The 22,940-nt window shown below is 69.0% G+C and carries 19 protein-coding genes; 9 read left to right on the plus strand and 10 right to left on the minus strand.

Annotation, left to right across the window (positions count from 1 at the left end; genetic code table 11):
- Positions 1-16: 16 nt before the first annotated feature.
- Positions 17-715 (plus strand): Lcl C-terminal domain-containing protein, encoded by a 699-nt coding sequence (locus LGR64_RS13135; protein WP_141835986.1) that lies wholly within the window; start codon positions 17-19, stop codon positions 713-715.
- 3 nt (positions 716-718) lie between these two features.
- Here LGR64_RS13135 and LGR64_RS13140 read toward each other — a convergent pair whose 3' ends face one another.
- The 5 genes from LGR64_RS13140 to LGR64_RS13160 all read right to left on the minus strand — a co-directional run bounded on the left by LGR64_RS13140 (position 719) and on the right by LGR64_RS13160 (position 4,957).
- Positions 719-1,624 (minus strand): SDR family oxidoreductase, encoded by a 906-nt coding sequence (locus LGR64_RS13140; protein WP_141835984.1) that lies wholly within the window; start codon positions 1,622-1,624, stop codon positions 719-721.
- 28 nt (positions 1,625-1,652) lie between these two features.
- A complete protein-coding gene (locus LGR64_RS13145; protein WP_141835981.1) occupies positions 1,653-2,669 on the minus strand; it encodes an NADP-dependent oxidoreductase in 1,017 nt (338 codons plus the stop codon).
- A gap of 98 nt (positions 2,670-2,767) precedes the next feature.
- The gene (locus LGR64_RS13150) at positions 2,768-3,190 is read right to left on the minus strand and encodes a PaaI family thioesterase (RefSeq protein WP_016446794.1); all 423 of its coding nucleotides are present in this window, start codon (positions 3,188-3,190) and stop codon (positions 2,768-2,770) included.
- 118 nt (positions 3,191-3,308) lie between these two features.
- Positions 3,309-4,100, minus strand: coding sequence for an SDR family oxidoreductase (locus LGR64_RS13155; RefSeq protein ID WP_230355675.1), 792 nt, complete (start codon positions 4,098-4,100; stop codon positions 3,309-3,311).
- A gap of 137 nt (positions 4,101-4,237) precedes the next feature.
- Positions 4,238-4,957 carry a methylated-DNA--[protein]-cysteine S-methyltransferase gene (locus LGR64_RS13160; RefSeq protein WP_230355676.1) on the minus strand — a complete coding sequence of 240 codons (720 nt, stop codon included), beginning with the start codon at positions 4,955-4,957 and terminating at the stop codon, positions 4,238-4,240.
- 164 nt (positions 4,958-5,121) lie between these two features.
- On the opposite strand from LGR64_RS13160, the gene LGR64_RS13165 reads away from it, so the two are divergent.
- Positions 5,122-5,436, plus strand: coding sequence for a hypothetical protein (locus LGR64_RS13165; protein WP_013802728.1), 315 nt, complete (start codon positions 5,122-5,124; stop codon positions 5,434-5,436).
- A gap of 166 nt (positions 5,437-5,602) precedes the next feature.
- The gene (locus tag LGR64_RS13170) at positions 5,603-6,562 is read left to right on the plus strand and encodes a class I SAM-dependent methyltransferase (protein ID WP_071955499.1); all 960 of its coding nucleotides are present in this window, start codon (positions 5,603-5,605) and stop codon (positions 6,560-6,562) included.
- On the opposite strand, the gene eno is transcribed toward LGR64_RS13170, so the two are convergent.
- Positions 6,517-7,842 (minus strand): phosphopyruvate hydratase, encoded by a 1,326-nt coding sequence (eno, locus tag LGR64_RS13175; protein ID WP_230355678.1) that lies wholly within the window; start codon positions 7,840-7,842, stop codon positions 6,517-6,519. The two genes, LGR64_RS13170 and eno, sit on opposite strands and share 46 nt — an antisense overlap.
- Before the next feature lie 105 nt (positions 7,843-7,947).
- On the opposite strand from eno, the gene LGR64_RS13180 reads away from it, so the two are divergent.
- On the plus strand, positions 7,948-8,865 hold the full coding sequence (locus LGR64_RS13180; RefSeq protein ID WP_230355680.1) for a LysR substrate-binding domain-containing protein: 918 nt from the start codon (positions 7,948-7,950) through the stop codon (positions 8,863-8,865).
- 10 nt (positions 8,866-8,875) lie between these two features.
- Here LGR64_RS13180 and LGR64_RS13185 read toward each other — a convergent pair whose 3' ends face one another.
- A complete protein-coding gene (locus LGR64_RS13185) occupies positions 8,876-10,051 on the minus strand; it encodes a helix-turn-helix domain-containing protein (RefSeq protein WP_442873813.1) in 1,176 nt (391 codons plus the stop codon).
- Between the two features lie 116 nt (positions 10,052-10,167).
- Between LGR64_RS13185 and LGR64_RS13190 the strand changes: the two genes are divergently transcribed.
- From LGR64_RS13190 to LGR64_RS13210, 5 genes are all read left to right on the plus strand, one after another.
- Positions 10,168-12,378, plus strand: a complete 2,211-nt coding sequence (locus LGR64_RS13190) for a TonB-dependent receptor domain-containing protein (RefSeq protein ID WP_230355684.1) — start codon at positions 10,168-10,170, stop codon at positions 12,376-12,378.
- Positions 12,379-12,520: 142 nt separating this feature from the next.
- Positions 12,521-14,644: a PQQ-dependent dehydrogenase, methanol/ethanol family gene (locus tag LGR64_RS13195; RefSeq protein WP_198820863.1), complete on the plus strand. Its 2,124-nt coding sequence runs from the start codon at positions 12,521-12,523 to the stop codon at positions 14,642-14,644.
- Between the two features lie 113 nt (positions 14,645-14,757).
- Positions 14,758-15,639 (plus strand): transporter, encoded by an 882-nt coding sequence (locus LGR64_RS13200; RefSeq protein ID WP_230355686.1) that lies wholly within the window; start codon positions 14,758-14,760, stop codon positions 15,637-15,639.
- 42 nt (positions 15,640-15,681) lie between these two features.
- On the plus strand, positions 15,682-17,190 hold the full coding sequence (locus LGR64_RS13205; protein ID WP_034392754.1) for an aldehyde dehydrogenase family protein: 1,509 nt from the start codon (positions 15,682-15,684) through the stop codon (positions 17,188-17,190).
- A gap of 162 nt (positions 17,191-17,352) precedes the next feature.
- Positions 17,353-18,906 (plus strand): S41 family peptidase, encoded by a 1,554-nt coding sequence (locus tag LGR64_RS13210; RefSeq protein WP_230355688.1) that lies wholly within the window; start codon positions 17,353-17,355, stop codon positions 18,904-18,906.
- Between the two features lie 192 nt (positions 18,907-19,098).
- Here LGR64_RS13210 and dld read toward each other — a convergent pair whose 3' ends face one another.
- The 3 genes from dld to lldR form a co-directional block, all read right to left on the minus strand.
- Positions 19,099-20,853, minus strand: a complete 1,755-nt coding sequence (gene dld, locus LGR64_RS13220) for a D-lactate dehydrogenase (protein ID WP_230355690.1) — start codon at positions 20,851-20,853, stop codon at positions 19,099-19,101.
- Positions 20,850-21,989, minus strand: coding sequence for an FMN-dependent L-lactate dehydrogenase LldD (gene lldD / locus LGR64_RS13225; RefSeq protein ID WP_012205184.1), 1,140 nt, complete (start codon positions 21,987-21,989; stop codon positions 20,850-20,852). Before lldD ends, dld begins: the two co-directional genes overlap by 4 nt.
- Before the next feature lie 183 nt (positions 21,990-22,172).
- Positions 22,173-22,934, minus strand: coding sequence for a transcriptional regulator LldR (lldR, locus tag LGR64_RS13230; RefSeq protein WP_141835950.1), 762 nt, complete (start codon positions 22,932-22,934; stop codon positions 22,173-22,175).
- Positions 22,935-22,940: the final 6 nt, after the last annotated feature.

A 22,940-nucleotide genomic window follows, 5' to 3' on the forward strand; every position in this document is an offset into this window, starting at 1 on the left:
GCAGCATAGACACCCCATGCACTCATCCACGCCCCTCTTCCTGCCGACCCTCACCGCATTGCCAAGGCCCCTGCTCGCCGCCCTGCTGCTGGGCGCGTGCATGCAGGGCCCGGCCCATGCGGCGCCCCCGCAGGCCCGCGGTGACGCCAAGGCCAGCGCCACTGCCATGCTGGAAGTATCCGAAGACGGCCGCGACGTGATCGACCGGCGCGCCCGCCTGCTGTGGCCGCGCTGCGTGGAAGGCATGCAGTGGAATGGCAAGACCTGCACGGGCCTGCCTGAGCTATTCACGCACAAGCAGGCGCAGGCCCTGGCCGCCGAACGGGCCAAGCAGGACGGCGTGCGCTGGCGACTGCCGCGCGTCAACGAGATGCGCCGGCTGATCTCGCGCGATATACGGCCGCAAGGCCTGTCGCCCGAGCTGTTCCCGGGCGCACCACGCGGCTGGCACTGGACGGGCACGGCAGCGGTGAACGCGCGGCCCGTCAATCCCTACAACTACAGCAACATCTCGGGCAGTGCCGGTACGCAGCTGTCGGCCCAGCAGGCTTGGGCGATTGACCTCGACAGCCTGGAGACGCGGCCCGACATGGGGCGCGGCAACCAGCTCATGGTGCGGCTGGTGCGGCCCCTGCCCTCCGCGCCGCCCGATGAAAAGGCCGAGGCTCCCGCCAGGCCAGCCCCCCACAGGCCGGACCCGGACGAGGAGGACTGACGCTCAGGCCGCGCGCAGCGAGGCCTTCAAGCTGGCGCCCAGTTCGGGCTTGTGCGCGAACGGGTCGGTGGGATTGCGCCCCTGCACCACATCCTCCATGCGGGTCTGGACCGAGCCCAGGGCCTGCGGATGGCTGTAGATGTAGAACTGGTTGGCCGCAATGGCGTCGAAAACCTTCTGCGCCACATCAGGGGCCGTGACCTTGCCCGAGCCCACGGCCTTCTCGCTCATGGCCTGGCCGATCTTCTGGCTGGCCGTCAGCGGCTGGGCGGCCAGATGGCTGGGCCGGTTGCGCTCGCTGTGGCTGATGCCCGTGGGCACGAAGAAGGGGCACAGCACGCTTGCGCTGATCTGGTCGGAGACCAGGGCCAGGTCCTGGTACAGCGTCTCGGTCAGGCTCACCACGGCGTGCTTGCTGACGTTGTAGATGCCCATGTTGGGCGGCGCCAGCAGGCCGGCCATGCTGGCCGTGTTGACGATGTGGCCCTCGAAGGACGGATCGGCCTTGGCCGCCTCCAGCATCATGGGCGTGAACAGCCGCACGCCGTGGATCACGCCCCAGAGGTTGACGCCCAGCACCCACTGCCAATCTTCCAGCGTGTTCTCCCAGACCAGCCCGCCCGCGCCCACGCCTGCGTTGTTGAACACGAAGTGCGGCGCGCCGAACTGCTGGCGCACCTCATCGGCCAGGGCCTGCATCTGGGCTGCGTCGGACACATCCACGCGGCGTGCCAACACGCGCACGCCCTTCCCTTCGAACTCGGCGGCGGCCCTGTCCAGCGCCTCCTGCTGCACATCGACCAGCACCAGGTTCATGCCCAGCTTCGCGCCGATGCGCGCGCACTCCAGGCCGAAGCCCGAGCCCGCGCCCGTCAGCACCGCCGTCTTGCCCTTGAAGTTCTTGATCATTCCCTTGTCTCCTGGTGTTGTTGTGGGGTCAGATCAGTTTCACCAACTGCTTTCCGAAGTTCTTGCCCTTGAGCAAGCCCAGGAAGGCCGAGGGTGCGGAGGCAATGCCTTCGGCAATGCTCTCGCGCGGGCGCAGCTTGCCGGTGCCCACCAGGCGGCCCAGTTCCTGCAGCGCCTCGGGCCAGACTTCCATGTGCTCGCTGACGATGAAGCCTTCGATGCGGATGCGGTTGATAAGGATGAGCGCGGGATTGGTCATGGGCAGCGGCGTGCCGTCGTAGCCGGCGATCATTCCGCACAGCGCGATGCGCGCAAAGGCGTTGGTGCGCAGCAGCACGGCGTCGAGGATGTAGCCGCCCACGTTCTCGAAGTAGCCGTCGATGCCCTGCGGGCAGGCGTCCTTGAGCGCCTTGGCCATGGTCTTGGAGTCGGGGTGCTCGCGGTAGTCGATGCAGGCGTCGAAGCCCAGCTCCTCGGTGGCGTAGCGGCACTTCTCGGGGCCGCCCGCAATGCCCACCACGCGGCAGCCGCGCGCCTTGGCCAGGGCCGCGAAGGCGCTGCCCACGGCGCCCGTGGCGGCGCTGACCACCACGGTCTCGCCGGCCTTGGGGGCGATGATCTTCACCAGGCCGTACCAGGCCGTCACGCCGGGCATGCCCACGGCGCCCAGGTAGTGCGACAGCGGCACATGGGTGGTGTCCACCTTGCGCAGCATGCCGGGCGCATCGCCATCGACCACGCTGTATTCCTGCCAGCCGCCCATGCCCACGACCTTGTCGCCAACGGCAAACTTGGGATGGCGGCTTTCCACCACCTCGCCCACGGTGCCGCCGATCATGACCTCGCCCAGCGGCTGCGGCTGGGCGTAGCTCTTGCTGTCATTCATGCGGCCGCGCATGTAGGGGTCCAGGCTCAGGTAGTGGTGGCGCACCAGCACCTGGCCTTCGGCCAGCGCGGGGGTCTCGGTCTTGGCGAGGCGGAAATTGCTTTCCACGGCTTCGCCCTCGGGGCGGTTGTCGAGCAGGATCTGCTGGTTCACGGGCATGGGAAAACCTCCGGTGGCATCACAAACAATGGAACCAGTTCCCGGTGCTGCCGGGGCTGGCGTGTGGCATTGGGTATCTGGCAAATTCGCCGTGCGGATCAGTCCGTGGCGAGGGTTGTCTCGGCGGCGGCCGGCTTGGCCACGCGCGGCATGTACTTGAACGTTCCGGTGGCATGGCTGCACAGCCGGCCCGAGGCATCGAACACGCGCGCCTCGGTATAGGCCATGGAACGCGTGCGGTGCAGCACCACGCCCTTGGCCACCAGCGGGCCGCGCGCCGGCTGCATGAAGCTGGTCTTCATCTCGATGGTCACGCAGCCCATGTCGCGCTGCAGGCTGCGTGCGGCCACGGCCATGGTCACGTCCAGCAGGGTCATGGTGGCGCCGCCGTGGGTCACATCAAAGGTGTTCAGGTGCTCGGGACGCGCCTCGAAGCGCAGTTCGGACTCCCCGTCCTCCATGCGGTGCAGGGTGAAACCCAGGTGGTCGACGAAGGGGATGGGGTGGCCAAAATCCAGCACGAAATTCTCCAGTTCAGATCGCAATGCAGGCGAGCATAAGGGCGCCCGAAGGCACCATGGCGCGCGGCGGCACGATCTGCGGGAAAAACTGTCACCTCGGCAGCAGCGCCGCTGCGGCTCAACCGCCCACCAGGGCGCTGACGCCGCCGTCCACGGCCACCCACTGGCCCGTGATGTGCTTGCCCGCGTCGCTGGCGTACAGCAGGGTCAGGCCCTTGAGGTCCTCGTCGTCGCCCAGGCGGCGCAGCGGGGCGTGGGATTTCATTTCATCCTCGCCCAGGGTCTCGATCAGCACGCTGGCCATCTTGGTCTTGAAGAAGCCCGGGCAGATGGCGTTGACGTTGATGCCGTGCACGCCCCACTCGCCGGCCAGCGCGCGCGTGAAGTTGATGACCGCGCCCTTGGAGGTGTTGTAGGCAATGGTCTTCATGCCCAGCGGGTTGCCGCCCAGGCCTGCGATGGAGGCCAGGTTGATGATGCGCCCGGTCTTGCGCGGGATCATGCTGCGCCGCGCGATCTGCTGGCTCAGCAGGAAGTAGCCGCGCACGTTGAGATTCATCACCTTGTCCCAGGCGGCCACCGGGTGTTCCTCGGCTGGCGCGCCCCAGCTGGCGCCTGCGTTGTTGATGAGGATGTCCACCTGGCCCAGGCGCTCCAGGGTCTCGGCGGCCAGGCGCTCGATGTCGGCCTCGTTGGCGCAGTCGGCGGCGATCCAGCGGGCGTCGATGCCTGCGGCCTGCAGCTCGGCGGCGGCTTCCTCCAGGTCGGCGGCCTTGCGCGAACTCAGCATGATCCTGGCGCCCGCCTCGCCCAGCGCATGGCCCATCTGCAGGCCCAGGCCGCGCGAGCCGCCGGTCACCAGGGCCGTCTTGCCGGTGAGGTCGAAAAGTTGCTGCACATTGCGAGTCATTCGTCTGTCTCCTGCGCCGGGTCTTGTGTTCCGGTCATGGTTGGAATGGAGGGCGGCCATCCCCAAGCGGAACAGCCTGCAGCGGCGATTGTGCAAGCCGCCCTGCTGTGCCGCATGTCACATGCGTGTCCGGCCCGTCAATCCCCGAACAACGAGCGCGTGCCGCCCCAGGCCGCACCCTCGATCTCCAGCATGCGCAGCTTGGTCAGCGCGCCGCCGCCGCCCGAGAAACCGCCCGGCTGGGCGCCGGCAGCCAGCACGCGGTGGCAGGGAATCACGGGCGCAAAAGGGTTGAGGCCCAGCGCCTGTCCCACGGCGCGCGACAGGCCCACCTCGCCCAACTCGCGTGCAATCTCGCCATAGGTGCGCGTATGGCCGGGTGCAATGGCGCGCGTCAGGTCATAGACGCGGCGGTGAAAGTCCGACACGCCGTGCCAGTCCAGGGCCAGCCCGGCCAGATCCGGCAGTGCCTCGCCTGCGGGCAGCATGCGCCGTGATCGCAGATCGGGCAGCACCGGGCCGTCACGCAACTGCCGCACGCTGGGCGCGGAAGGCTCCACAGTCCATTCGCCATGGCCCGCCATGAGCACCTGCACGCCGGCGATGGCCTGTGCCACGCTGGCCGGCAGGTCCTCGGCCCGCGCCGCTGCGGCGTAGCTGCCCGGTCTGCGCAATTGCACGCCGCGCAGCATGCGCGTGCGCGTGGCGGCCGGGCCGTCCACCTCGGGCAACTGAAAGGCCACCAGGCCGCAGGCGCCCCAGGCCACGCCGCAGGGCCCCATGCGCGTGGCAAACAGCGCATGGCCCGTGGCTTCGGGGTCCCAGGCCGGGCTGCCCGTGGTCGATTCGTTCGTCATGGCGATGGTTTTCTCCTTGCAGGCGATTGTGGCCGCATGGCTGCAGCCGCTGCCCGGCAGCGACCCCACCGGGATAACACTGTAAAAAAACACCGGGAAAATACTGGATGTGCAGCCAGTTAATACTGTATATTTCGCCAGTCATCATCCTCATCTCGTGAACCATGGACATGCAAGAAGCCGCCTTCACCGTCACCTTGTGTGACTACCCCAACCTGCCCGAGCAGGAACGCAACAAGGCCGAGGCACGCTATGCCCGCGTGCTCGAACGCCAGCTCGGCAGCGCCGAGCAGGTCAGTGAAACCCTGTACCTGGTAGAGGGCCTGGAAGACACGCCCCCTGAAGAAATCAGCGACGACGCCAAGCTCGCCTTCGCCCGCTGGATGAAGGCTGCGCGCGCCGCCACCGAGGCCGGCATGCAGGGCCTGGGCGACGGCGAATGCAGTTTCTTCGAGGTGCGGCGCGGCTGGCGGCATTGAGCCTGCCCGCAGCACCGCTGAATGGGGCCTGAGCCCGGGTTTGCCTGGGCTGGGCCCCAAACTGCATACACTGGCAGACCTTTTCGTCGCCCCCTGCCTGGAACCATACGGTCCCATACGGTTCCACCCGGCACACCCGGCGCCCCTGCCAGATCCAGCCTTTCCCATGCAAGCCCTGCTCGACGCCATCGCCCGGATGGCCCTGCCCTCCGACGCCCAACGCATCTTCCACGGCCGTGGCGGCCTGTACCCGGGCTGCGAGCATCTGGTGCTCGACGCCTTCCCGCCCGTGCTGGTGCTCACCAGCTTCCAGCCGCTGGACGATGACGCCCTGGCCGCCATCGGCACAGCGCTGTCACTGCGCTGGAGCGAACTGGCACCGGACCAGCCCCTGAACTGGGTCTACCAGCTGCGCCAGCCCGCCGCGCCCGCCGAGACACGGCTCATGGCCGGTGAGGTGCCCGACCCCCACATCGTCACCGAGGCCGGCACGCGCTACCGCGTGCAGGTGCTGCGCGGCCAGAACCACGGCCTGTTCCTGGACATGGCCGAAGGCCGGCGCTGGGTGCACGCGCATGTGGCCAACCATCCCGAGCACCGCCACGGCATCAAGGTGCTCAACCTGTTCGCCTATACCTGCGCCTTTTCGGTGGTGGCCCTGCAGGCCGGGGCGCGCCACGTGATGAACATGGACATGGCCCAGGGCGCGCTGGCCACGGGCCAGCAGAACCACCGGCTCAACGATCTGTCGGGCGCCAGCTTCCTGGCCCACGACATCTTCAGCAGCTGGGGCAAGATCACGCGCGGCGGGCCCTACCACCTGATCGTGGTGGACCCGCCCAGCTACCAGAAGGGCAGCTTCGTCGCCACCAAGGACTATGCCCGCCTGATGCGCCGCCTGCCCGACCTGCTGCGCCCCGGCGGCCATGTGCTGCTGTGCCTGAACGCGCCGGAGATGGGTACGCAGTTCCTGACATCGCAGATGCAGGAAGTGGCGCCCGAGCTGGAGTTCGTCGAGCGCCTGGCCAACCCGGCCACCTTCGCCGACATTGACGCCGAGCGCAGCCTCAAGGTGCTGGTCTACAGAGCGCCCGCAACACCCGCAGCGGCCGACACGGCTTCCTGACCCGCCCGGCCCTTGAGCGCACGGCGCCCCGCATAGACGGCGGCCGGGCCCAGTTCGCGCTCGATGCGCAGCAACCGGTTGTATTTGGCCGTGCGGTCGGCGCGCGACAGCGAGCCGGTCTTGATCATGGCGCACTGGGCCGCCACGGCCAGGTCGGCAATGCTTGTGTCCTCGGTCTCGCCCGAGCGGTGCGACATCACCACGCCGTAGCCCGCGCCATGCGCCAGGCGCAGCACGTCCCAGGTTTCGGTCAGCGTGCCGATCTGGTTGATCTTGACCAGGATGGCGTTGCCCACGCCCCGGGCAATGCCGCCCTCGAACAGGCCGGGGTTCGTGCAGAACACATCGTCACCCACCAGCTGGCAGCGTCCGCCCAGGCGCCGGCCCAGGGCCTGCCAGCCCTCGATATCGTCCTCGGCCATGCCGTCCTCGATGGAGACGATGGGGTAGTGCTCCACCAGCTGCGCCAGGTAGTCCACCTGCTGCTGGCGGCTGCGCACCAGGCCCTCGCCCGCGTAGCGGTAGCCGTCCTCGCCATGGAACTCGCTGGCCGCAGGGTCCAGCGCCAGGGCGATGTCCCTGCCGGGGCGCAGGCCGGCGCGCTCGATGGCGGCCATCAGGTGGTCCAGCGCCTCGGGCGCGCTGCGCAGGGCGGGCGCAAATCCGCCCTCGTCGCCCACGTTGACGCTGTGGCCTGCGGCCTTGAGCGCATGGCGCAGCGTGTGAAAGACCTCGGCGCCCATGCGCAGCGCTTCACCGAAGCTGTCCGCCCCCACCGGCAGCAGCATGAACTCCTGGAAGTCCAGCGGATTGTCGGCATGGGCGCCGCCGTTGATGACATTGATCATGGGCACGGGCAGCACGCGCGCCTGGGCACCGCCCATGTGCCGCCACAGCGGCATGCGCTGGCTGGCCGCCGCCGCGCGGGCCACGGCCAGCGACACGCCCAGCAGCGCGTTGGCGCCCAGCCGGCTTTTGCCGGGCGTGCCGTCCAGCGCCATCATGGCCGTGTCGATGCGGCCCTGGGCGTCGGCCCGCATGCCGCGCAGCAGATCGCGCAGCTCGGTGTTGACGGCCTGCACCGCCCCCAGCACGCCCTTGCCCAGATGGCGCGAGGCATCGCCGTCGCGCCGCTCCAGCGCCTCATGCCGCCCCGTGGAGGCGCCCGAGGGCACCAGGGCCAGGCCGCGCGCGCCGTCCTCCAGCTCGACCTCGACCTCCACGGTGGGATGGCCCCGGCTGTCCAGCGCCTCATGGGCCGCGATATCGGTGATCTGCATGGAAACTCCTTTTCGTCAAGAAATTGAACTGTGCAAAGGAGCTGGCAAGCCTGCACAACTCCAATGAACGGGCCTCCATGCTAGAAATCACGGCAATGCGGGACAATGCAGTTTTTCTGCCCATGCGTCAGCTTTTCTGACGAATTGATTGCCATGAGACAACTGCCACCGCTGGCCGCCCTGCGCGCCTTCGAGGCCATTGCCCGCACCGGCTCGGTGACCCGCGCGGCCGAGGAACTGTGCCGCAGCCACGGTGCCATCAGCCGCCACCTGCGCCTGCTGCAGGAGCACGCGGGCGCGGCGCTGTTCGAGAAAGAAGGCACCGGCCTGCGCCTGACCGAGGCCGGCGCCGCCTTCCATGCCTCGGTGCGCACGGCCTTCGACCAGCTGGAGGCCGCCTATGTCCAGCTGGCGCGCGACGCTCAGGCGCCGGGGCTGCATGTGGCCTGCAGCGCCACCTTTGCCATGCGCTGGCTGGTGCCGCAGCTGGCGGTGTTCTACCGCAGCCACCCGCATATCCGCATCCGCCTGTCCATGACCTCGGCGCGCGAGATGCGCCACGAGGGCGCCGACCTGATCATTGCCTGGGACCTGTCCACCTACGCCGAGGCCGACCGCCGCCGCGCCATCGAACTGGCGCCCGTGCATTTCGGCGCCGTCTGCACGCCGGCCTATGCCCGGCGCCGGCCCGCCAACCGCGCGCGCATTGCACATGAGTACACGGCCAGCGCCTGGAACCAGTGGGAAGCCCTTACGGGCCAGCCCGTGGCCCTGGGCGAGACGCTGGCGTTCCCGCACACACACCTGTGCATAGAAGCAGCGTTGTCAGGCCTTGGCGTCGCCCTGGTGGAGCAGCGGCTGATCGCACGCGAGCTCAAGGAGGGGCTGCTGGTGGCGCCCCATGGCTTCGTACCCTTCGAGGGCGGCCTGCGCGCCGTGCCCGCTGCAGGGCGTGCGCTGCCGGCCCAGGCGGGAGTCTTCATCGAATGGATGCGCGGCGCGCTGGCCGCCATGCCGGCATAGGCCAGACGGCCTAAGCCCTGCCCCATTCGCGCAGGCGCCGGTACAGCAGCCCGCGCGAGACGCCCAGCATGCGGGCGGCCTGCGAGATATTGCCCTGGCAGCGGGCCAGGGCCTGCTCGATCAGCTCGCGGCTGGCCTCGCCCAGGGAAGACGGTGCCTCGGACGGCGCGTCGGCGGGCGGTGGCAGGGCCTCGATGGCCGGCGGCACCTCCTCGACCTGGGAAGATGCCTCATCCAGCCTCGCCTCCATCCACAGCGTCAGCCCCGTGGGCAGCATCTGCGGGCGCGCCTGGCCGTGGTGGGCCAGCTCCAGCAACTGGTTCAGGCCCAGGCCGAAGACCTCTTCGGCCGCAAGCCCTTCGGCGGGCCTGCGCGGGCAGTCGAACAACTGGGCACCCACGCCGTTGAACCAGCGCACCGTGCCCTCGCCATCCACGGCGGCCAGCCCTTCCAGCGGCGTGCCGAACATGCTGCGGCTGGACTGGAAGCGCAGCAGCAGGTGCATGCGGGCGGCGCCCACCAGCAGCCGGTTCTCGATGCAGGTGGCATACATGTGGGCCATGGCGCCCGCATCAAAGCGAAAGGGGCCCGCCTCGCTGCTCAGGTCCAGCATGGCCACGGTGCGCCCGCTGGCGTCGCGCACGGGCGCGGCCGCGCAGTGCAGCGAGGCCAGGCAGCGAAAGAAATGCTCGCCGCCACGCACATGGCAGACCTCGCCCGTGCGCACGGCCACGCCGGGTGCGCCCGTGCCCACGGCATCCTCGGCGATGTTCACACCCACGCGCGCGGCCGTCAGCAGCAGCGGGCCGTCGCCCGGCGTGGGGCGCGAGGCGATCAGCACCACGCCCTCGCTGCAGGTGAGCATGGCGCGCGCCTGGCTGCCCGCGATCACGGTCTCGAGTTCGGCGATGGGGTCGCGCGCCGCCTCGATCAGCGCGCGGTTGTGGGTCAGCAAGGTGGCCGTGCGGATCTTGCTGACCGGGTCGAAGCTGATCTTCTCGTCGGGGCTGCGGCTGGCGCCCAGGCAGCGCGTCCAGGACTGCAGCACGGGCTCGGACACCAGGCCCGAGGGGCGCTCGCCGCGCTCGAAATAGCGCTCGCGCGCCAGCGCCACCCGGTCCTGGCGCGTGGCATAGAAGGGGTTGGAGGGCAGTGGGGCGGGAGGCGGCTGTTGCATGACGGACATCAAAACTGCCGCGATTGTTGTTCCGCCACGGCACAGGACAGCACTAGGGAAATCACCCGTGTTGGAACGGATTGCCGGGCTCGGTAACCTCGGGCATCGCCACAGGCCCGCCCGCAATGACACGCTCCCCCCACAGCACAAGACACACCCGGCCCGCCCTGCCCGCCCTGGGCGCCGCACTGGCCTGCACGCTGCACGCCCTGCCCGCCCGCGCGGCGGACGCAGCGCAGGACTCCAGCGAGGCCCTGCTCGCCCCCGTGGTCATCACGGCCAGCCAGCCCGGCGCCGGCCCCGACCTGTGGCGCGCCACCGCCGCAATCGACAGCGTCGAAGGCGCCGTGCTGCGAGACGGGCAGATGCAGATCAACCTGTCCGAGAGCCTGGCGCGCGTGCCGGGCCTGGTGGTGCTGAACCGCCAGAACTTCGCCCAGGACCTGCAGATCTCGGTGCGCGGCTTCGGTGCGCGCTCCACCTTTGGCGTGCGCGGGCTGCGCCTGTACGTGGACGGCATTCCGGCAGGCGCGCCCGACGGCCAGGGCCAGGCCGCCAATTTCACGCTGGGCAACGCCGCACGCCTGGACGTGGTGCGCGGCCCGGCCGCCGTGCTCTACGGCAACAGCGCAGGCGGTGCGCTGCTGCTGTACACCGAAGATGGCGAGGAACCCGGCCTGTGGCGCAGCGGCATGGCCGTGGGGCCGGACGGGCTGTGGCGCCTGTCCACCCAGCTGCGCGGCACGATCGGGGGCGGAAAGCCGGACCAGGCGGATGGCGGCTCCGCCCCCTGGCGCTATGCCATCCACATCGAGCGTTTCGCCACCGACGGCATGCGCCCCCAGTCGGCCGCCGACCGCAGCACGGCCCACATGAAGCTGTCACGCAAGCAGGGCGACGACCAGTGGCTGCTGCAGTACCAGGAGCAGCGCGCCAGCGCCCAGGACCCGCTGGGCCTGACACGCGCCGAGTTCGAGGCCGCCCCCGGCCAGACCACGGCCAGCGCGCTGCGTTTCAATACGCGCAAAAGCGTGCGCCAGCGCCAACTGGGCGCCGCCTGGCAGCACCAGTTCGGCGCGGGCCAGCGCCTGGAACTCATGGCCTATGCGGGTACGCGTTCCGTGCTGCAGTACCAGTCCATTCCCGTGGCCACGCAGGCACCGCCCTCGCATTCGGGCGGCGTGATCGACCTGGACCGCGACTACGCGGGCATGAACCTGCGCTGGCGCAGCACCCACGAGGATGTGGCCGGCGGCCGGCTGGACTGGTCGGCAGGCCTGGCCTACGACTGGCAGGGCGAAACCCGGCGCGGCTACGAGAACTTCATCGGCAGCCAGCTCGGCGTGCAGGGCCGGCTGCGCCGCGACGAACGCAACCAGGCGCGCTCCGCCGACCCCTACCTGCAGGCCGAGTGGAGCACGCAGAGCCTGGCCCTGAGCGCCGGCCTGCGCCAGGCGCGCGTGCGCTACCGCTCCGAGGACCACTACATCGCAGCCGGCAATGGCGACGACAGCGGCAGCATGGCCTGGCGCGGTTGGCTGCCCTCGCTGGGCCTGCGCGTGAACCTGCTGCCGGACCTGGTGGCGCACGCATCGGTGGGCCGGGGCATGGAAACGCCCACGCTCAACGAAGTGGCCTACCGGCCCGGCGGCCAAAATGGCATGAACAGCGGCCTGAACACCGGCCTGGCCGCCAGCGCCCACAACACCGTCGAGGTCGGCCTGCGCGGGCGCCACGGCAACGCGGGCTGGAACCTCACGCTGTTCGAGACCCATACCCAGCGCGAACTCACCGTGCTGTCCAACACGGGCGGGCGCGCCACCTACCAGAACGCAGGCCGCACGCTGCGCCGGGGGCTGGAATTCTCGGGCAATGCCCAATGGGGGCCGCTCACGGCCAGCACCGCCCTGACCCTGCTGCAGGCCCGCTACCGCGACAGCTTCCTGACCTGCGAGGCCACGCCCTGCACCACGCCCACCGCCCCGGTGGATGCCGGCGCGCGCCTGGCCGGCACCGCGCCGCGCCGCCTGTGGAGCGAGCTGGCCTGGCAGCTGTCGCCGCAATGGACCTGGACCGTGGACATGCTGCACAGCGGCCCCGTGGCCGTGAACGACCGCAACACCGACCGCGCGGCCGGCTACACCGTCTGGGGCTCCAGCCTGCGCTGGTCACGGCAATGGCAGCAGTGGAGCGCCCAGACCTTTGTGCGGCTGGACAACCTGTTCGACAGGCGCTATGCGGGGTCGGTCATCGTCAACGAGGGTAACCAGCGGTTCTTTGAGCCGGGTGCGGGACGCGGGCTGTCGGCCGGGGTGACGGTCAGCCGGTCGTTCTGAGCTGTTCCACGGCGGTACACATCCGCCCCCGGGAAAGTCCGAATGTTGTGACACGAAGCCGCTTTTTCTATCGTCTCCCACATGGTGCCCTTGCCCCCAGCGCCATGCACGCAAAAACAAACCACACAGGAGACGAGACAACATGAAGACCCACGTGCTTTCCTCCACGCTGCTGGCCGCCGGCCTGGCGCTGGCCCTGCCGGGCGCCGCGCTGGCGCAGGCAGGCCTGCCAAGCAAAGGCTCGCCCGAGCACATACGCGCCGTCACCTCGCGCATCGACTCGCAGAGCATCCGCGACAACGCGCGCAGTTCCAAGGACTGGCCCAGCTACGGCATGGACTACAGCGAGACGCGCTTTTCCAAACTCAGACAGCTGGACACGGCCAATGTGAAGCGGCTGGGCCTGGTCTGGTCGTATGACCTGGAATCCACGCGCGGCGTGGAGTCCACGCCCGTGGTGGTCGATGGAATCATGTACGTCACGGCCAGCTGGAGCGTGGTGCATGCGGTGGACGTGCGCACCGGCAAGCGCCTGTGGAGCTACGACCCCGGCGTGGACCGCGCCAACGGCTTCAAGGGCTGCTGCGACGTGGTCAACCGGGGCGTGGCGGTCTACAAGGGCAAGGTGTATGTGGGCGCCTTCGATGGCCGCCTGGTGGCGCTGGACGCGGCCACGGGCCAGAAGGTCTGGGAGCAGGACACCATCATCGACCGCGCCTACTCGTACACCATCACGGGCGCGCCGCGCGTCATCAAGGGCAAGGTGCTGATCGGCAACGGCGGCGCCGAGTACGGCGTGCGCGGCTATGTCACGGCCTATGACGCCGAGACCGGCGCGCAGCAGTGGCGCTGGTTCACCGTGCCAGGCGATCCGTCCAAGCCGTTCGAGAACGAGGCCATGGCCCGCGCCGCCAAGACCTGGGATCCGGCCGGCAAGTGGTGGGAGGCCGGCGGCGGCGGCACGGCCTGGGACACCATGGCCTATGACCCCGAGCTCAACCTCATGTACATCGGCACGGGCAACGGCTCGCCCTGGGCGCAAGCCAAGCGCAGCCCGGCCGGTGGCGACAACCTGTACCTGGCCAGCATCGTGGCGCTGAACCCCGATACGGGCGAGTACGTCTGGCATTACCAGGAAACGCCGGGCGACAGCTGGGACTTCACCTCCACCCAGCCCATGGTGCTGGCCGACATCAAGATCGGCGGCAAGCCGCGCAAGGTCATCCTGCATGCGCCCAAGAACGGCTTCTTCTTCGTGATCGACCGCACCAACGGCCAGTTCATCTCGGCCAAGAACTTCGTCGACGTGAACTGGGCCAGCGGCTACGACGCCAAGGGCCGGCCCATCGAGACGCCGATAGCGCGCAGCGGCGACCGCGCGCGCGACGTGATCCCCAGCCCCTTCGGCGCGCACAACTGGCATTCCATGTCCTACAGCCCCGACACGGGACTGGCCTACCTGCCGGCCCAGCATGTGCCGCTGACCCTGCAGGACAACAAGAACTGGAAGTTCAACGGCGGCTCCCTGCCCGAGCCGCACAGCAATATCGGCTGGAACACGGCCACGCTGGTCAACATGGAGCCGCCCAAGAGCACGCCCTTCGGCCGCCTGATCGCCTGGGACCCGGTGGCGCAAAAGGAGCGCTGGCGCGTGGAGCATGCCTCGCCCTGGAACGGCGGCACGCTGGCCACGGCGGGCAACCTGGTGTTCCAGGGCACGGCCGACGGCCGCTTCGTGGCCTATGACGCGCGCAACGGCAAGAAGCTCTGGGAAAAGCCCACGGGCACGGGCGTGGTGGCCGCACCCATCACCTATGAGGTCGATGGTCGGCAGTACGTCTCCATCGCCGTGGGCTGGGGCGGCGTCTACGGCCTGGCCGCGCGCCACACCGAGCGCAAGGGCCCGGGCACGGTCTACACCTTCGCGCTGGATGGCAAGGCCGAGGCGCCTGCCTTCGTCGCCTACCAGCAGGGCAAGCTGCTGCAGGGCGTGCCCTACGACAAGAGCCTGGTGGCCGAAGGCACGGCCCTGTACGTCAGCAACTGCGCCTTCTGCCACGGCGTGCCCGGCGTGGACCGGGGCGGCAACCTGCCCAACCTCGGCTACCTGGACCCGGCCTACATCGAGCACCTGGACAAGTTCATCTTCAAGGGCCCGGCCATGTCGCGCGGCATGCCCGACTTCACGGGCAAGCTGAGCATGGAAGACGTGGAAAAGATCAAGGCCTTCATCCAGGGCACGGCCGACGCGGTGCGGCCCAAGTAGCCAGCGCGAGCCGCCCCCCCTCCCCCAACCTCCCATTCCCCTCCCCGGCCCTGCTGTCCTGCAGCAGGCCTGGGCAGGGCTTTGCCTGAAAACACCGGACCGGACTCTTCGCCATGCCATCCAAGCACTTCACCCGCGCATCCCTGGCCCTGGCAGCCATGGCCGCATGCGCCACCTTCAATGCCCACGCCGTCGATATCGACGCGGGCGACTACACCGCCCTGCCTCCGGGCACCACGCTGGGCATGGTCTATTACCAGCACGCCACGCGCGACAGCCTCTATGCCAATGGCGACCAGGCGCCCATACGGCCAAAGCTGACCTCGGACATCGGCATAGCGCGCGGCGTGCACTTCATGAAGCTGGGCGACTATGTGATCGACCCGCAGTTCCTGCTGCCCTTCGGGCGCCTGTCGGCCTCGCGCGATATCGCGGCCATGGGCAGCAATACCGGCGTGGGCGACCTGATGCTGGCCGCCACCCTGTGGCTGACCAAGCCCGGCGACAAGGAGCACTTCGGCATCACCCCCTTTGTCTGGCTGCCCACGGGCCAGTACAACCGCAACGACCCGCTGAGCCTGGGCGAGAACCGCTGGAAGGCCGCCCTGCAGGCCGGCTGGATCAAGCCGCTGGGCAAGAGCGTGACCATGGACCTAGCGGCCGATGTCACCGTCTTCGGCAAGAACGACGACTTCGGCGCCCACAGCGCCACGCTTAAGCAAAAGGCGCAGTTCCAGTTCCAGGGCCTGCTGCGCTACCACCTGTCGGACACCTCGGACCTGCGCCTGGGCCTGTCGCACCTGACGGGCGGCGAGACCCAGGTCAACGGCGTGGCGCAAGGCGACCGCCAGTCCACCACCAAGGTCTCTTTCGGCGGCGCGGTGTTTGTCGCGCCCAAGACGCAGTTGCTGGCCACCGTGGGCCGCGATCTGCATGTGCGCCAGGGCTTCAAGGAGAACGCCCGCATCAACCTGCGCCTGCTGCAGGTTTTCTGAATCCACACCCCCTGTCCCCTGTCCACCACCAAGGAGCACACCATGAACCTCAGCGACATCCAGCACCAGATCACCGAGCGCGCCAGCGCCTTCCTCAACAGGGGCACGCATGACCTCTTCATCGACGGCCAATGGGTGGCGGCCCAGACCGGCCAGCGCCTGTCCACCGTCAACCCGGCCACCGAGGCCGTGATCGCCGAAGTCGCCAGTGCCGGTCCGGCCGACGTGGACCTGGCCGTGCGCGCCGCCCACCGCGCGCTGCACCTGGGCCCCTGGGGCCGCATGCGCCCCGTGGAGCGCGAGCGCCTGATGCTGCGCCTGGCCGACCTCATGGAGACCCATGCCCAGGCCCTGGCCGAGGTCGAATCGCTGGACAACGGCAAGTCCGCCGCCATTGCGCGCGCCGTGGACATCGCCATGGCCATCGACTCCATCCGCTACATGGCCGGCTGGGCCACCAAGATCGAGGGCATGACGCACGAGCACTCCGTGCCCTTTGCGCCCGAGGCCCAGATGTTCACCTACACCCGGCGCGAGCCCGTGGGCGTGGTCGCCGCCGTCGTGCCCTGGAACTTCCCCCTGCTCATGGCCACCTGGAAGCTGGCGCCCGCGCTGGCCGCCGGCTGCACCCTGGTGCTCAAGCCCGCCGAGCAGACGCCGCTGACCGCGCTGATGCTGGCCGAGCTGATCCAGGAAGCGGGCTTTCCGCCCGGCGTGTTCAACGTGGTCACGGGCGACGGCCCCGGCACCGGCGCGCCCCTGGTCTCGCACCCGCTGGTCAACAAGGTCAGCTTCACGGGCTCGACCGAGGTGGGCAAGCTCATCGGCCATGCCTGCATGGACAACATGACGCGCATCACGCTGGAGCTGGGCGGCAAGTCCCCCGTCATCGTGCTGGACGACTGCGATCCCGCCACGGCTGCGGCGGGTGCGGCCAATGCCATCTTCTTCAACCATGGCCAGGTCTGCTGCGCGGGCTCGCGCCTGTACGTGCACAAGAGCATGTTCGACCGCGTGGTGGCCGACGTGGCCGACCAAGCCGCCCAGCTCACCCTGGGCCATGGCCTGGACCCCAGCGCGCAGATGGGCCCGCTGGTCTCGCAGGAGCAGATGGAGCGCGTCTGCAGCTACATCGACATAGGCCGCAGCCAGGGCGCCGAGGTGGTGACGGGCGGCGCCCGCGCAGGCCAGCGCGGCTACTTCGTGCAGCCCACGGTGATGACCGGCGTGCAGCACGACCACCGCGTCGCCCGCGAGGAAATCTTCGGCCCCGTGCTCGTGGCCATGCCCTATGACGACCTGGACGAGGTCGCCGCCTGGGCCAACGACACGCCCTACGGCCTGGGCGCCAGCATCTGGTCCAACAACCTGTCCAAGGTCCACCGGCTGATCCCCAAGATCCAGTCCGGCACGGTCTGGGTCAACTGCCACAGCACCCTGGACCCGGGCATGCCCTTCGGCGGCTACAAGCAGTCCGGCATGGGCCGCGACATGGGCCGCACCGCGCTGGATGCCTACCTGGAGACCAAGTCGGTGTTCATCAATCTGTGAGGGCTGCTGCCGGCCTGCAGCTTTGGTGCAGGCCGGCAACGGGTGCTTGTTGGAAAGCACGGATTCAGATCATTCCGATATCTTTTCACTGCGCACCCCTGCACACTTCCCCGCTTTCCACGCCATGCCGCCTGCAGTGCGGCACAGAAAGAGAGGGAGACCATGGATCGTCGATGGATCGCAGGGCTGTCATGGCTCTTCATCGCCTGGTCCTGCCAGGCGCAGGACGGGGGCAAGGCCGACAGGCCCACGCCCGCACAGGCCCGCCAGGAGGCAGCGCGCTGGAGCCACACCGCCGTGGCCGACATCCAGCGAGTGCACCAGATGATCCGGGAGGCGCATCCCGCCGTCCTCGACCCTGGCGCAAGTGCTTTCCACCAGTGGTTCAGCGAGGGATACGACCAGGCCATAGCGCTGGCTGGGCGCGCAGCCACGGAGCAGCAGGCCTTTGCCGCGCTGCGCTTCTACACCACCGGATACCGGGACGGCCATCTGGCCGTATGGCGCAACCATCATGCCGCCACGCCTGTGCGCACGACCTGGGCGGGCTGGGCCGTGCAGCGCCAGGCAGGCCGCTACCGCGTCTCGGGCCGCGCGGCGCAATGGCCGATCGATACGCCGCAGGTGGGGGAGCAGGTACTGTCGTGCGACGGCAGCCCCATCGACGATCTGCTCACCGACAAAGTGGCGCCCTTCGTGGACCGGCTCGTGCACCTGGAGGGAACGAAGTCCGATCTGGCATGGCACCTGACCCGCGAATCGCCCAGCGCCCCGCTGTGGGAGCCGCTCAGGGTGCGTCAATGCACGACCCGCTCCGCCGCTGGCGAAATCCGGAGTTTCAACCTGGCATGGCAGCCGCTGGACGACAAGGACGCCCGTGCCCTGGCGCGGCCCCGGGCACCGCGCCAGGGCATCAAGGAAGTGCGACCGGGAGTGCAGTGGATCCAAGCGTCCAACTTCATGCCATCGTCCGAGAAGGCCATGGCCGCCTTCGAGAAAATGCTGGAGGGCATCCGGCAGGCAGGAGATGCGCAGGCCGTGGTGCTCGATGTGCGCGGCAATGGCGGGGGCAACTCCCTGCTCGGCTACCGCATCCTGATGGCCCTGCTGACAGATGCCATCACGGCAGGCGCCACGCAGCACTCCCAAGCCAGGGCTTACTGGCGTGTCTCCGCCATGGCCCTGGAGGCGTTCGAAGAGCGCAGGACACAGCTCCTGCGCACGGAAGGCGCCGGCAGCCTGGTCTACCAGTTCACACAGCAGATGGCCTCGCTGATGGGCGATGCCGCATTGCGCGGGGAAGATTTTGTCGAGCAGCCGCAGGTCGATGAAACGCACAAGGAGTTGCAGCAAGACACCGCCGCCGCACGCGCAAACCCCTTCAAGGGCAAGCTGGTGCTGGTCACGGATGCCCAATGCCAGAGCGCCTGCCTGGATTTCGTGAGTGCGGCGCTGCAGATTCCGGGCATCGTGCACGTGGGCAGCATGACCGGAACGGACACGCAGTACACCGACGTGGCCGACAAGGCACTTTCGCCCACAGTGACGTTCCGCGTCCCCCTCAAGGTCTGGAAGAACCACGGGCGCCAGGACAAGGAGGGCAAGCCCTACCTGCCGCAGTTCGTCTTCGACGGCGACCTTGCCGACACTGCCGCCGTGCAGGCCTGGGTGCTGGACAGCATCCTGCCCACGGCAGGAAACATCCAGCTGGATTGAACAGAGGCAGGCTTTGAGGAGATCGGATGATGCGAAGCAGGTCCCATGACGACGCCATGGCCGAGCTGTACCGCAGCGATCCGGCCCTGGCCGTCGAGACCATCAACGCCATCCTGGCCGATGGCGACCCGGCAGAGCTGCGGATCGTGATGCGCCAGTTGGCCCTGGCGTACCCTCCCGCACAGCTTCCCCCTACTCCGAATACCCCTTGGGCCACCCCCCCGGCCGGTCGCAGCATTCCTCCCAACCCAGCTTGCGCGAGGTGTGGCCTATGCCGGGGTTGAAGGTGTTGGTCGGGTCCAGTTCGCGGTAGAAGCCCGCCAGCGCGGGCTTGGCCACGTAGAGGTGGCCCACGTTGTGCTCGGCCGGGTACTCGGCGCGGCGCGCGTCCAGCAGTTCCCACATGCGGTGCTCCATGGCCAGCGGGTCCACGCCCTTCTTGACGATGTAGTCCTGGTGGAAGACATGGCAGAAGAAGTGGCCGTAGTAGAGCTTGTGGACCATGTCGCGCTCGACCTGGGCGGGCAGTTGCTCCACCCATTCGCGGTCGTTGCGGCGCAGGGCGACATCGAGGGCGACGATGTCCTCCACCTGGGCGCGGTGCACCTCGCGGTAGCGGATGGCCGCGCCCGCGATGGCGAAGCGGTGCAGGAAGGCCTTGCGCCCCTCGTCGGCATCGCACTCGAACCAGCCGCCCGTGGTGCTGCCGCTGAAGTGCCGCGTGAGGAATTCACGCGTGGCCTCGGCCGTGTCGTTGGACACGCGCACCAGCAGGTGGTGCTCGTAGCGGTCACGCCACTGGCGCATGCGCGCGGGCAGGTGGCTGGGCAGCAGGTTGGTCAGCGCCTGGATCACGCGGTCGGTGACGCCGCGCAGGCCGAAGCGCTCGAAGAAGCCGTCCACGCGGCTCTTGAGGGCGAAGGCGGCCGGCACCCTGGCCGTGCCGAAGCGGTCGATCAGCAGGAAGGTGTCCTTGCCGTATTTCTCGCCGATGTCGTAGGCCGTGCGGTGGATGTACTCGCCCGCGATCGGCAGGCGCGGCAGCGCGGTCAGCAGCTCGCGGCGCACGGCCGTGAGGTCGTCGGGCGCATTGCTGCCTATGTAGAAGACGGTGCTGGGCTCCTTGGGGAAGGTGTCCAGCCGCACGGCGAACAGGCACAGCTTGCCGGCCGAGCCCGAGGCCTCGAACAGGCGTGAGGGATCGGCGTTGAAGCGCGCGGGCGTGTCCTCGTCCACGGCGCGCACGGCCTCGGCATAGCGCGGGTCGGAGGCGGCGCGCTGCGCATCGTGGGCGATGTCGGACTCGGTGTAGTCGCCGTTTTGCAGCCGGGTGAGGATTTCCTCGGGCGTGCGGCCCAGGGCGATGCCCAGGTGGTTGACGAGTTCCAGCGAGCCGTCGTCGCAGACACGCGCGTACAGCGCCAGCTCGGTGTAAGCCGGGCCGCGCCGCACCAGGGCGCCGCCCGAGTTGTTGCAGATGCCGCCCAGCACCGAGGCGCCGATGCACGACGAGCCGATCACCGAATGCGGCTCGCGCCCCAGCGGCGCCAGCGCCTGCTCCAGCCGGTCCAGCGTGGCGCCGGGCAGGCAGACCACCTGGGCGCCGCCGCCAATGACCTGCACGCCGGTGATGCGCAAGGTGTTGATGAGCACGATCTCGCGGTCGTAGTCCGCGCCGTCGGGCGTGGAGCCGCCCGTCAGGCCCGTGTTGGCGGCCTGCATGATGACGATGCGCCCGGCCGCCACGGCGGCCTGCACCACCTTCCACTGCTCCAGCAGCGTCGCGGGCCGCACCACGGCCAGCACCGGGCCCTCGCCCGTGCGGTGGCCCTTGCGGAAGCGGCGCGTGGCCTGGTCGTCGGTGAGCACATGGGCGGCGCCCACGGCTTCGCGCAACTGCAGCAGCAGGGCCTCGCGGGAGACGACCGGAGTCTGCAGCGCGCTCATGGCTGGCGCACCAGCAGGTCGCCGGTGATGTCGGATACCTTGCTCACGCTGGTCAGCGTCATGGCCACGCGCATTTCCTTCTCCAATAGTTCCAGCAGGTGCTTGACGCCCGCCTCGCCGGAGGTGGCCAGGGCGTAGATGAAGGCGCGGCCGATCATGGCGCAGTCGGCGCCCAGGGCGATGGCGCGCACCACGTCCAGGCCGTTGCGGATGCCGGAGTCGGCCAGGATCTTGATCTGGCCCTTGACCGCATCGGCAATGGCCGGCAGCGCGCGGGCCGAGGACAGCACGCCGTCGAGCTGGCGGCCGCCATGGTTGGAGACGATGATGCCGTCGGCGCCAAAGCGCACGGCGTCCTTGGCGTCCTCGGGGTCCAGGATGCCCTTGATGACCATGGGCCCCTTCCAGAAGGCGCGTATCCATTCGAGGTCCTTCCAGGAAATGGAGGGATCGAAATTGGCGCCCAGCCAGCCGATGTAGTCGGCCAGGCCCGTGGGGCTGCCCCGGTAGGCCGAGATGTTGCCCAGGTCATGCGGACGGCCCAGCAGGCCCACGTCCATGGACCATGCCGGATGCGTAACCGACTGCCAGTAGCGGCGCATGGCGGCATTCGGGCCGCTCATGCCCGAATGCGCATCGCGGTAGCGCGCGCCGGGCACGGGCATGTCCACGGTGAAGACCAGGGTGGAGCATCCGGCCGCCTGGGCACGCTCCAGCGCGTTCTGCATGAAGCCCCGGTCCTTGAGCACATAGAGCTGGAACCACATGGGGCGCTTGATCTTGGGCGCCACCTCTTCGATGGGGCAGACCGAGACCGTGGACATGGTGAACGGAATGCCATGGGCGTCGGCCGCGCGCGCGGCCTGCACTTCGCCGCGGCGGCGGTACATGCCCGTCAGGCCCACGGGCGACAGCGCCACGGGGATGGACAGCTTCTCGCCGAACAGCTCGATGCTGGTGTCCAGCCGGCTCATGTCCTTGAGCACGCGCTGGCGCAGCGCCACGGCGGCCAGGTCTTCCACATTGCGGCGCAGCGTCTGCTCGGCATAGGCGCCGCCGTCGATGTAGTGGAACAGGAAAGGCGGCAGGCGCTTTTGCGCCGCCGCACGGTAGTCGGAGGTGGAGGAGATGATCATGATGGTGGTCTCATGTCTTTCAAAATAGGTCAACAGGACGCTGGCCTGGGGCGATCTCGCATGAGACTGGCGCACCCCAATCCAGGGACACCGAGGAAGGGCCGCCCCGCACCGAGGGTGTCGTCCCCCTCCCTCGCGAAGCGAGCAGAGAGGGGGAAGGCGCGCAGCGACTCAGGGGGAGCTTCATTTCAGAGGCAGCCGCATGGAGCGCTCGCGCCGCGCGCGGTCCTCGTCCAGGCGCTGGATGGTGGTGCGCACATGCTCCAGGTGCTCGCCGATGCATTCGCGGGCGCGCTGCGGGTCGCCGTCCAGGATGGCCTGCATCAGGCTCTGGTGCTGCACGGTCAGCTCCTGCAGGGTCTGGGGTGCGCTCAGGCGGAACATGTCGTGGCGGTTGCGTTCCACCGTGGACAGCACCACGGTGAACAGGCTGTGCATGACCTGCACCAGCACCAGGTTGTGCGAGGCCTCGGCAATGGCCAGGTGGAACTGCGCATCGGCGCGCGCCGCCAGCTCGGCGTGGCCGCTTTGCTGGTGCTGGATCATCACCTCGAAGCAGCGCTGGATATGGTCCTTGTCGCGCTCCGTGGCACGCTGGGCTGCCAGCCAGGCCGTGCTGGTCTCCAGCGCATGGCGGGTTTCCAGCACGTCATAGCGGTAGTGGGAGTCGGACTCCATCAGGCCGGCCAGCGGCCGCATGGCGTCCTTGAGCCAGTCCGCAGGCTCGGCAGCCGGCTCCGGCTCCTGCAGGTAAGTGCCATCGCCGCGCCGCGCCAGCAGCACGCCCTGGCTGGTGAGTTTCTGTATGGCCTCGCGCACCGAGGTGCGCGAGACACCCAGCTCGGCCGCCAGTTGCCGCTCTGCGGGCAGCCGCTGTCCGGGCTGCACTCCGCTGGCCTGCACCAGGGCAAGCAATTTCTCGACAACTTGATCGGCAACGCGCATGGGGAA

The sequence above is a fragment of the Delftia sp. Lp-1 genome (assembly GCF_020523835.1).
GTDB classification, from domain to species: Bacteria; Pseudomonadota; Gammaproteobacteria; order Burkholderiales; family Burkholderiaceae_C; genus Comamonas; species Comamonas acidovorans.

Excerpts from the sequence above, each read along its gene's own strand:
- LGR64_RS13135 (WP_141835986.1), top strand. The coding sequence starts at position 17 with ATGCACTCATCCACGCCCCTCTTCCTGCCGACCCTCACCGCATTGCCA.
- LGR64_RS13140 (WP_141835984.1), bottom strand. The coding sequence starts at position 1,624 with ATGATCAAGAACTTCAAGGGCAAGACGGCGGTGCTGACGGGCGCGGGC.
- LGR64_RS13145 (WP_141835981.1), bottom strand. The coding sequence starts at position 2,669 with ATGCCCGTGAACCAGCAGATCCTGCTCGACAACCGCCCCGAGGGCGAA.
- LGR64_RS13155 (WP_230355675.1), bottom strand. The coding sequence starts at position 4,100 with ATGACTCGCAATGTGCAGCAACTTTTCGACCTCACCGGCAAGACGGCC.
- LGR64_RS13160 (WP_230355676.1), bottom strand. The coding sequence starts at position 4,957 with ATGACGAACGAATCGACCACGGGCAGCCCGGCCTGGGACCCCGAAGCC.
- LGR64_RS13165 (WP_013802728.1), top strand. The coding sequence starts at position 5,122 with ATGGACATGCAAGAAGCCGCCTTCACCGTCACCTTGTGTGACTACCCC.
- LGR64_RS13170 (WP_071955499.1), top strand. The coding sequence starts at position 5,603 with ATGCAAGCCCTGCTCGACGCCATCGCCCGGATGGCCCTGCCCTCCGAC.
- eno (WP_230355678.1), bottom strand. The coding sequence starts at position 7,842 with ATGCAGATCACCGATATCGCGGCCCATGAGGCGCTGGACAGCCGGGGC.
- LGR64_RS13180 (WP_230355680.1), top strand. The coding sequence starts at position 7,948 with ATGCAGTTTTTCTGCCCATGCGTCAGCTTTTCTGACGAATTGATTGCC.
- LGR64_RS13185 (WP_442873813.1), bottom strand. The coding sequence starts at position 10,051 with ATGTCCGTCATGCAACAGCCGCCTCCCGCCCCACTGCCCTCCAACCCC.
- LGR64_RS13190 (WP_230355684.1), top strand. The coding sequence starts at position 10,168 with ATGACACGCTCCCCCCACAGCACAAGACACACCCGGCCCGCCCTGCCC.
- LGR64_RS13195 (WP_198820863.1), top strand. The coding sequence starts at position 12,521 with ATGAAGACCCACGTGCTTTCCTCCACGCTGCTGGCCGCCGGCCTGGCG.
- LGR64_RS13200 (WP_230355686.1), top strand. The coding sequence starts at position 14,758 with ATGCCATCCAAGCACTTCACCCGCGCATCCCTGGCCCTGGCAGCCATG.
- LGR64_RS13205 (WP_034392754.1), top strand. The coding sequence starts at position 15,682 with ATGAACCTCAGCGACATCCAGCACCAGATCACCGAGCGCGCCAGCGCC.
- LGR64_RS13210 (WP_230355688.1), top strand. The coding sequence starts at position 17,353 with ATGGATCGTCGATGGATCGCAGGGCTGTCATGGCTCTTCATCGCCTGG.
- dld (WP_230355690.1), bottom strand. The coding sequence starts at position 20,853 with ATGAGCGCGCTGCAGACTCCGGTCGTCTCCCGCGAGGCCCTGCTGCTG.
- lldD (WP_012205184.1), bottom strand. The coding sequence starts at position 21,989 with ATGATCATCTCCTCCACCTCCGACTACCGTGCGGCGGCGCAAAAGCGC.
- lldR (WP_141835950.1), bottom strand. The coding sequence starts at position 22,934 with ATGCGCGTTGCCGATCAAGTTGTCGAGAAATTGCTTGCCCTGGTGCAG.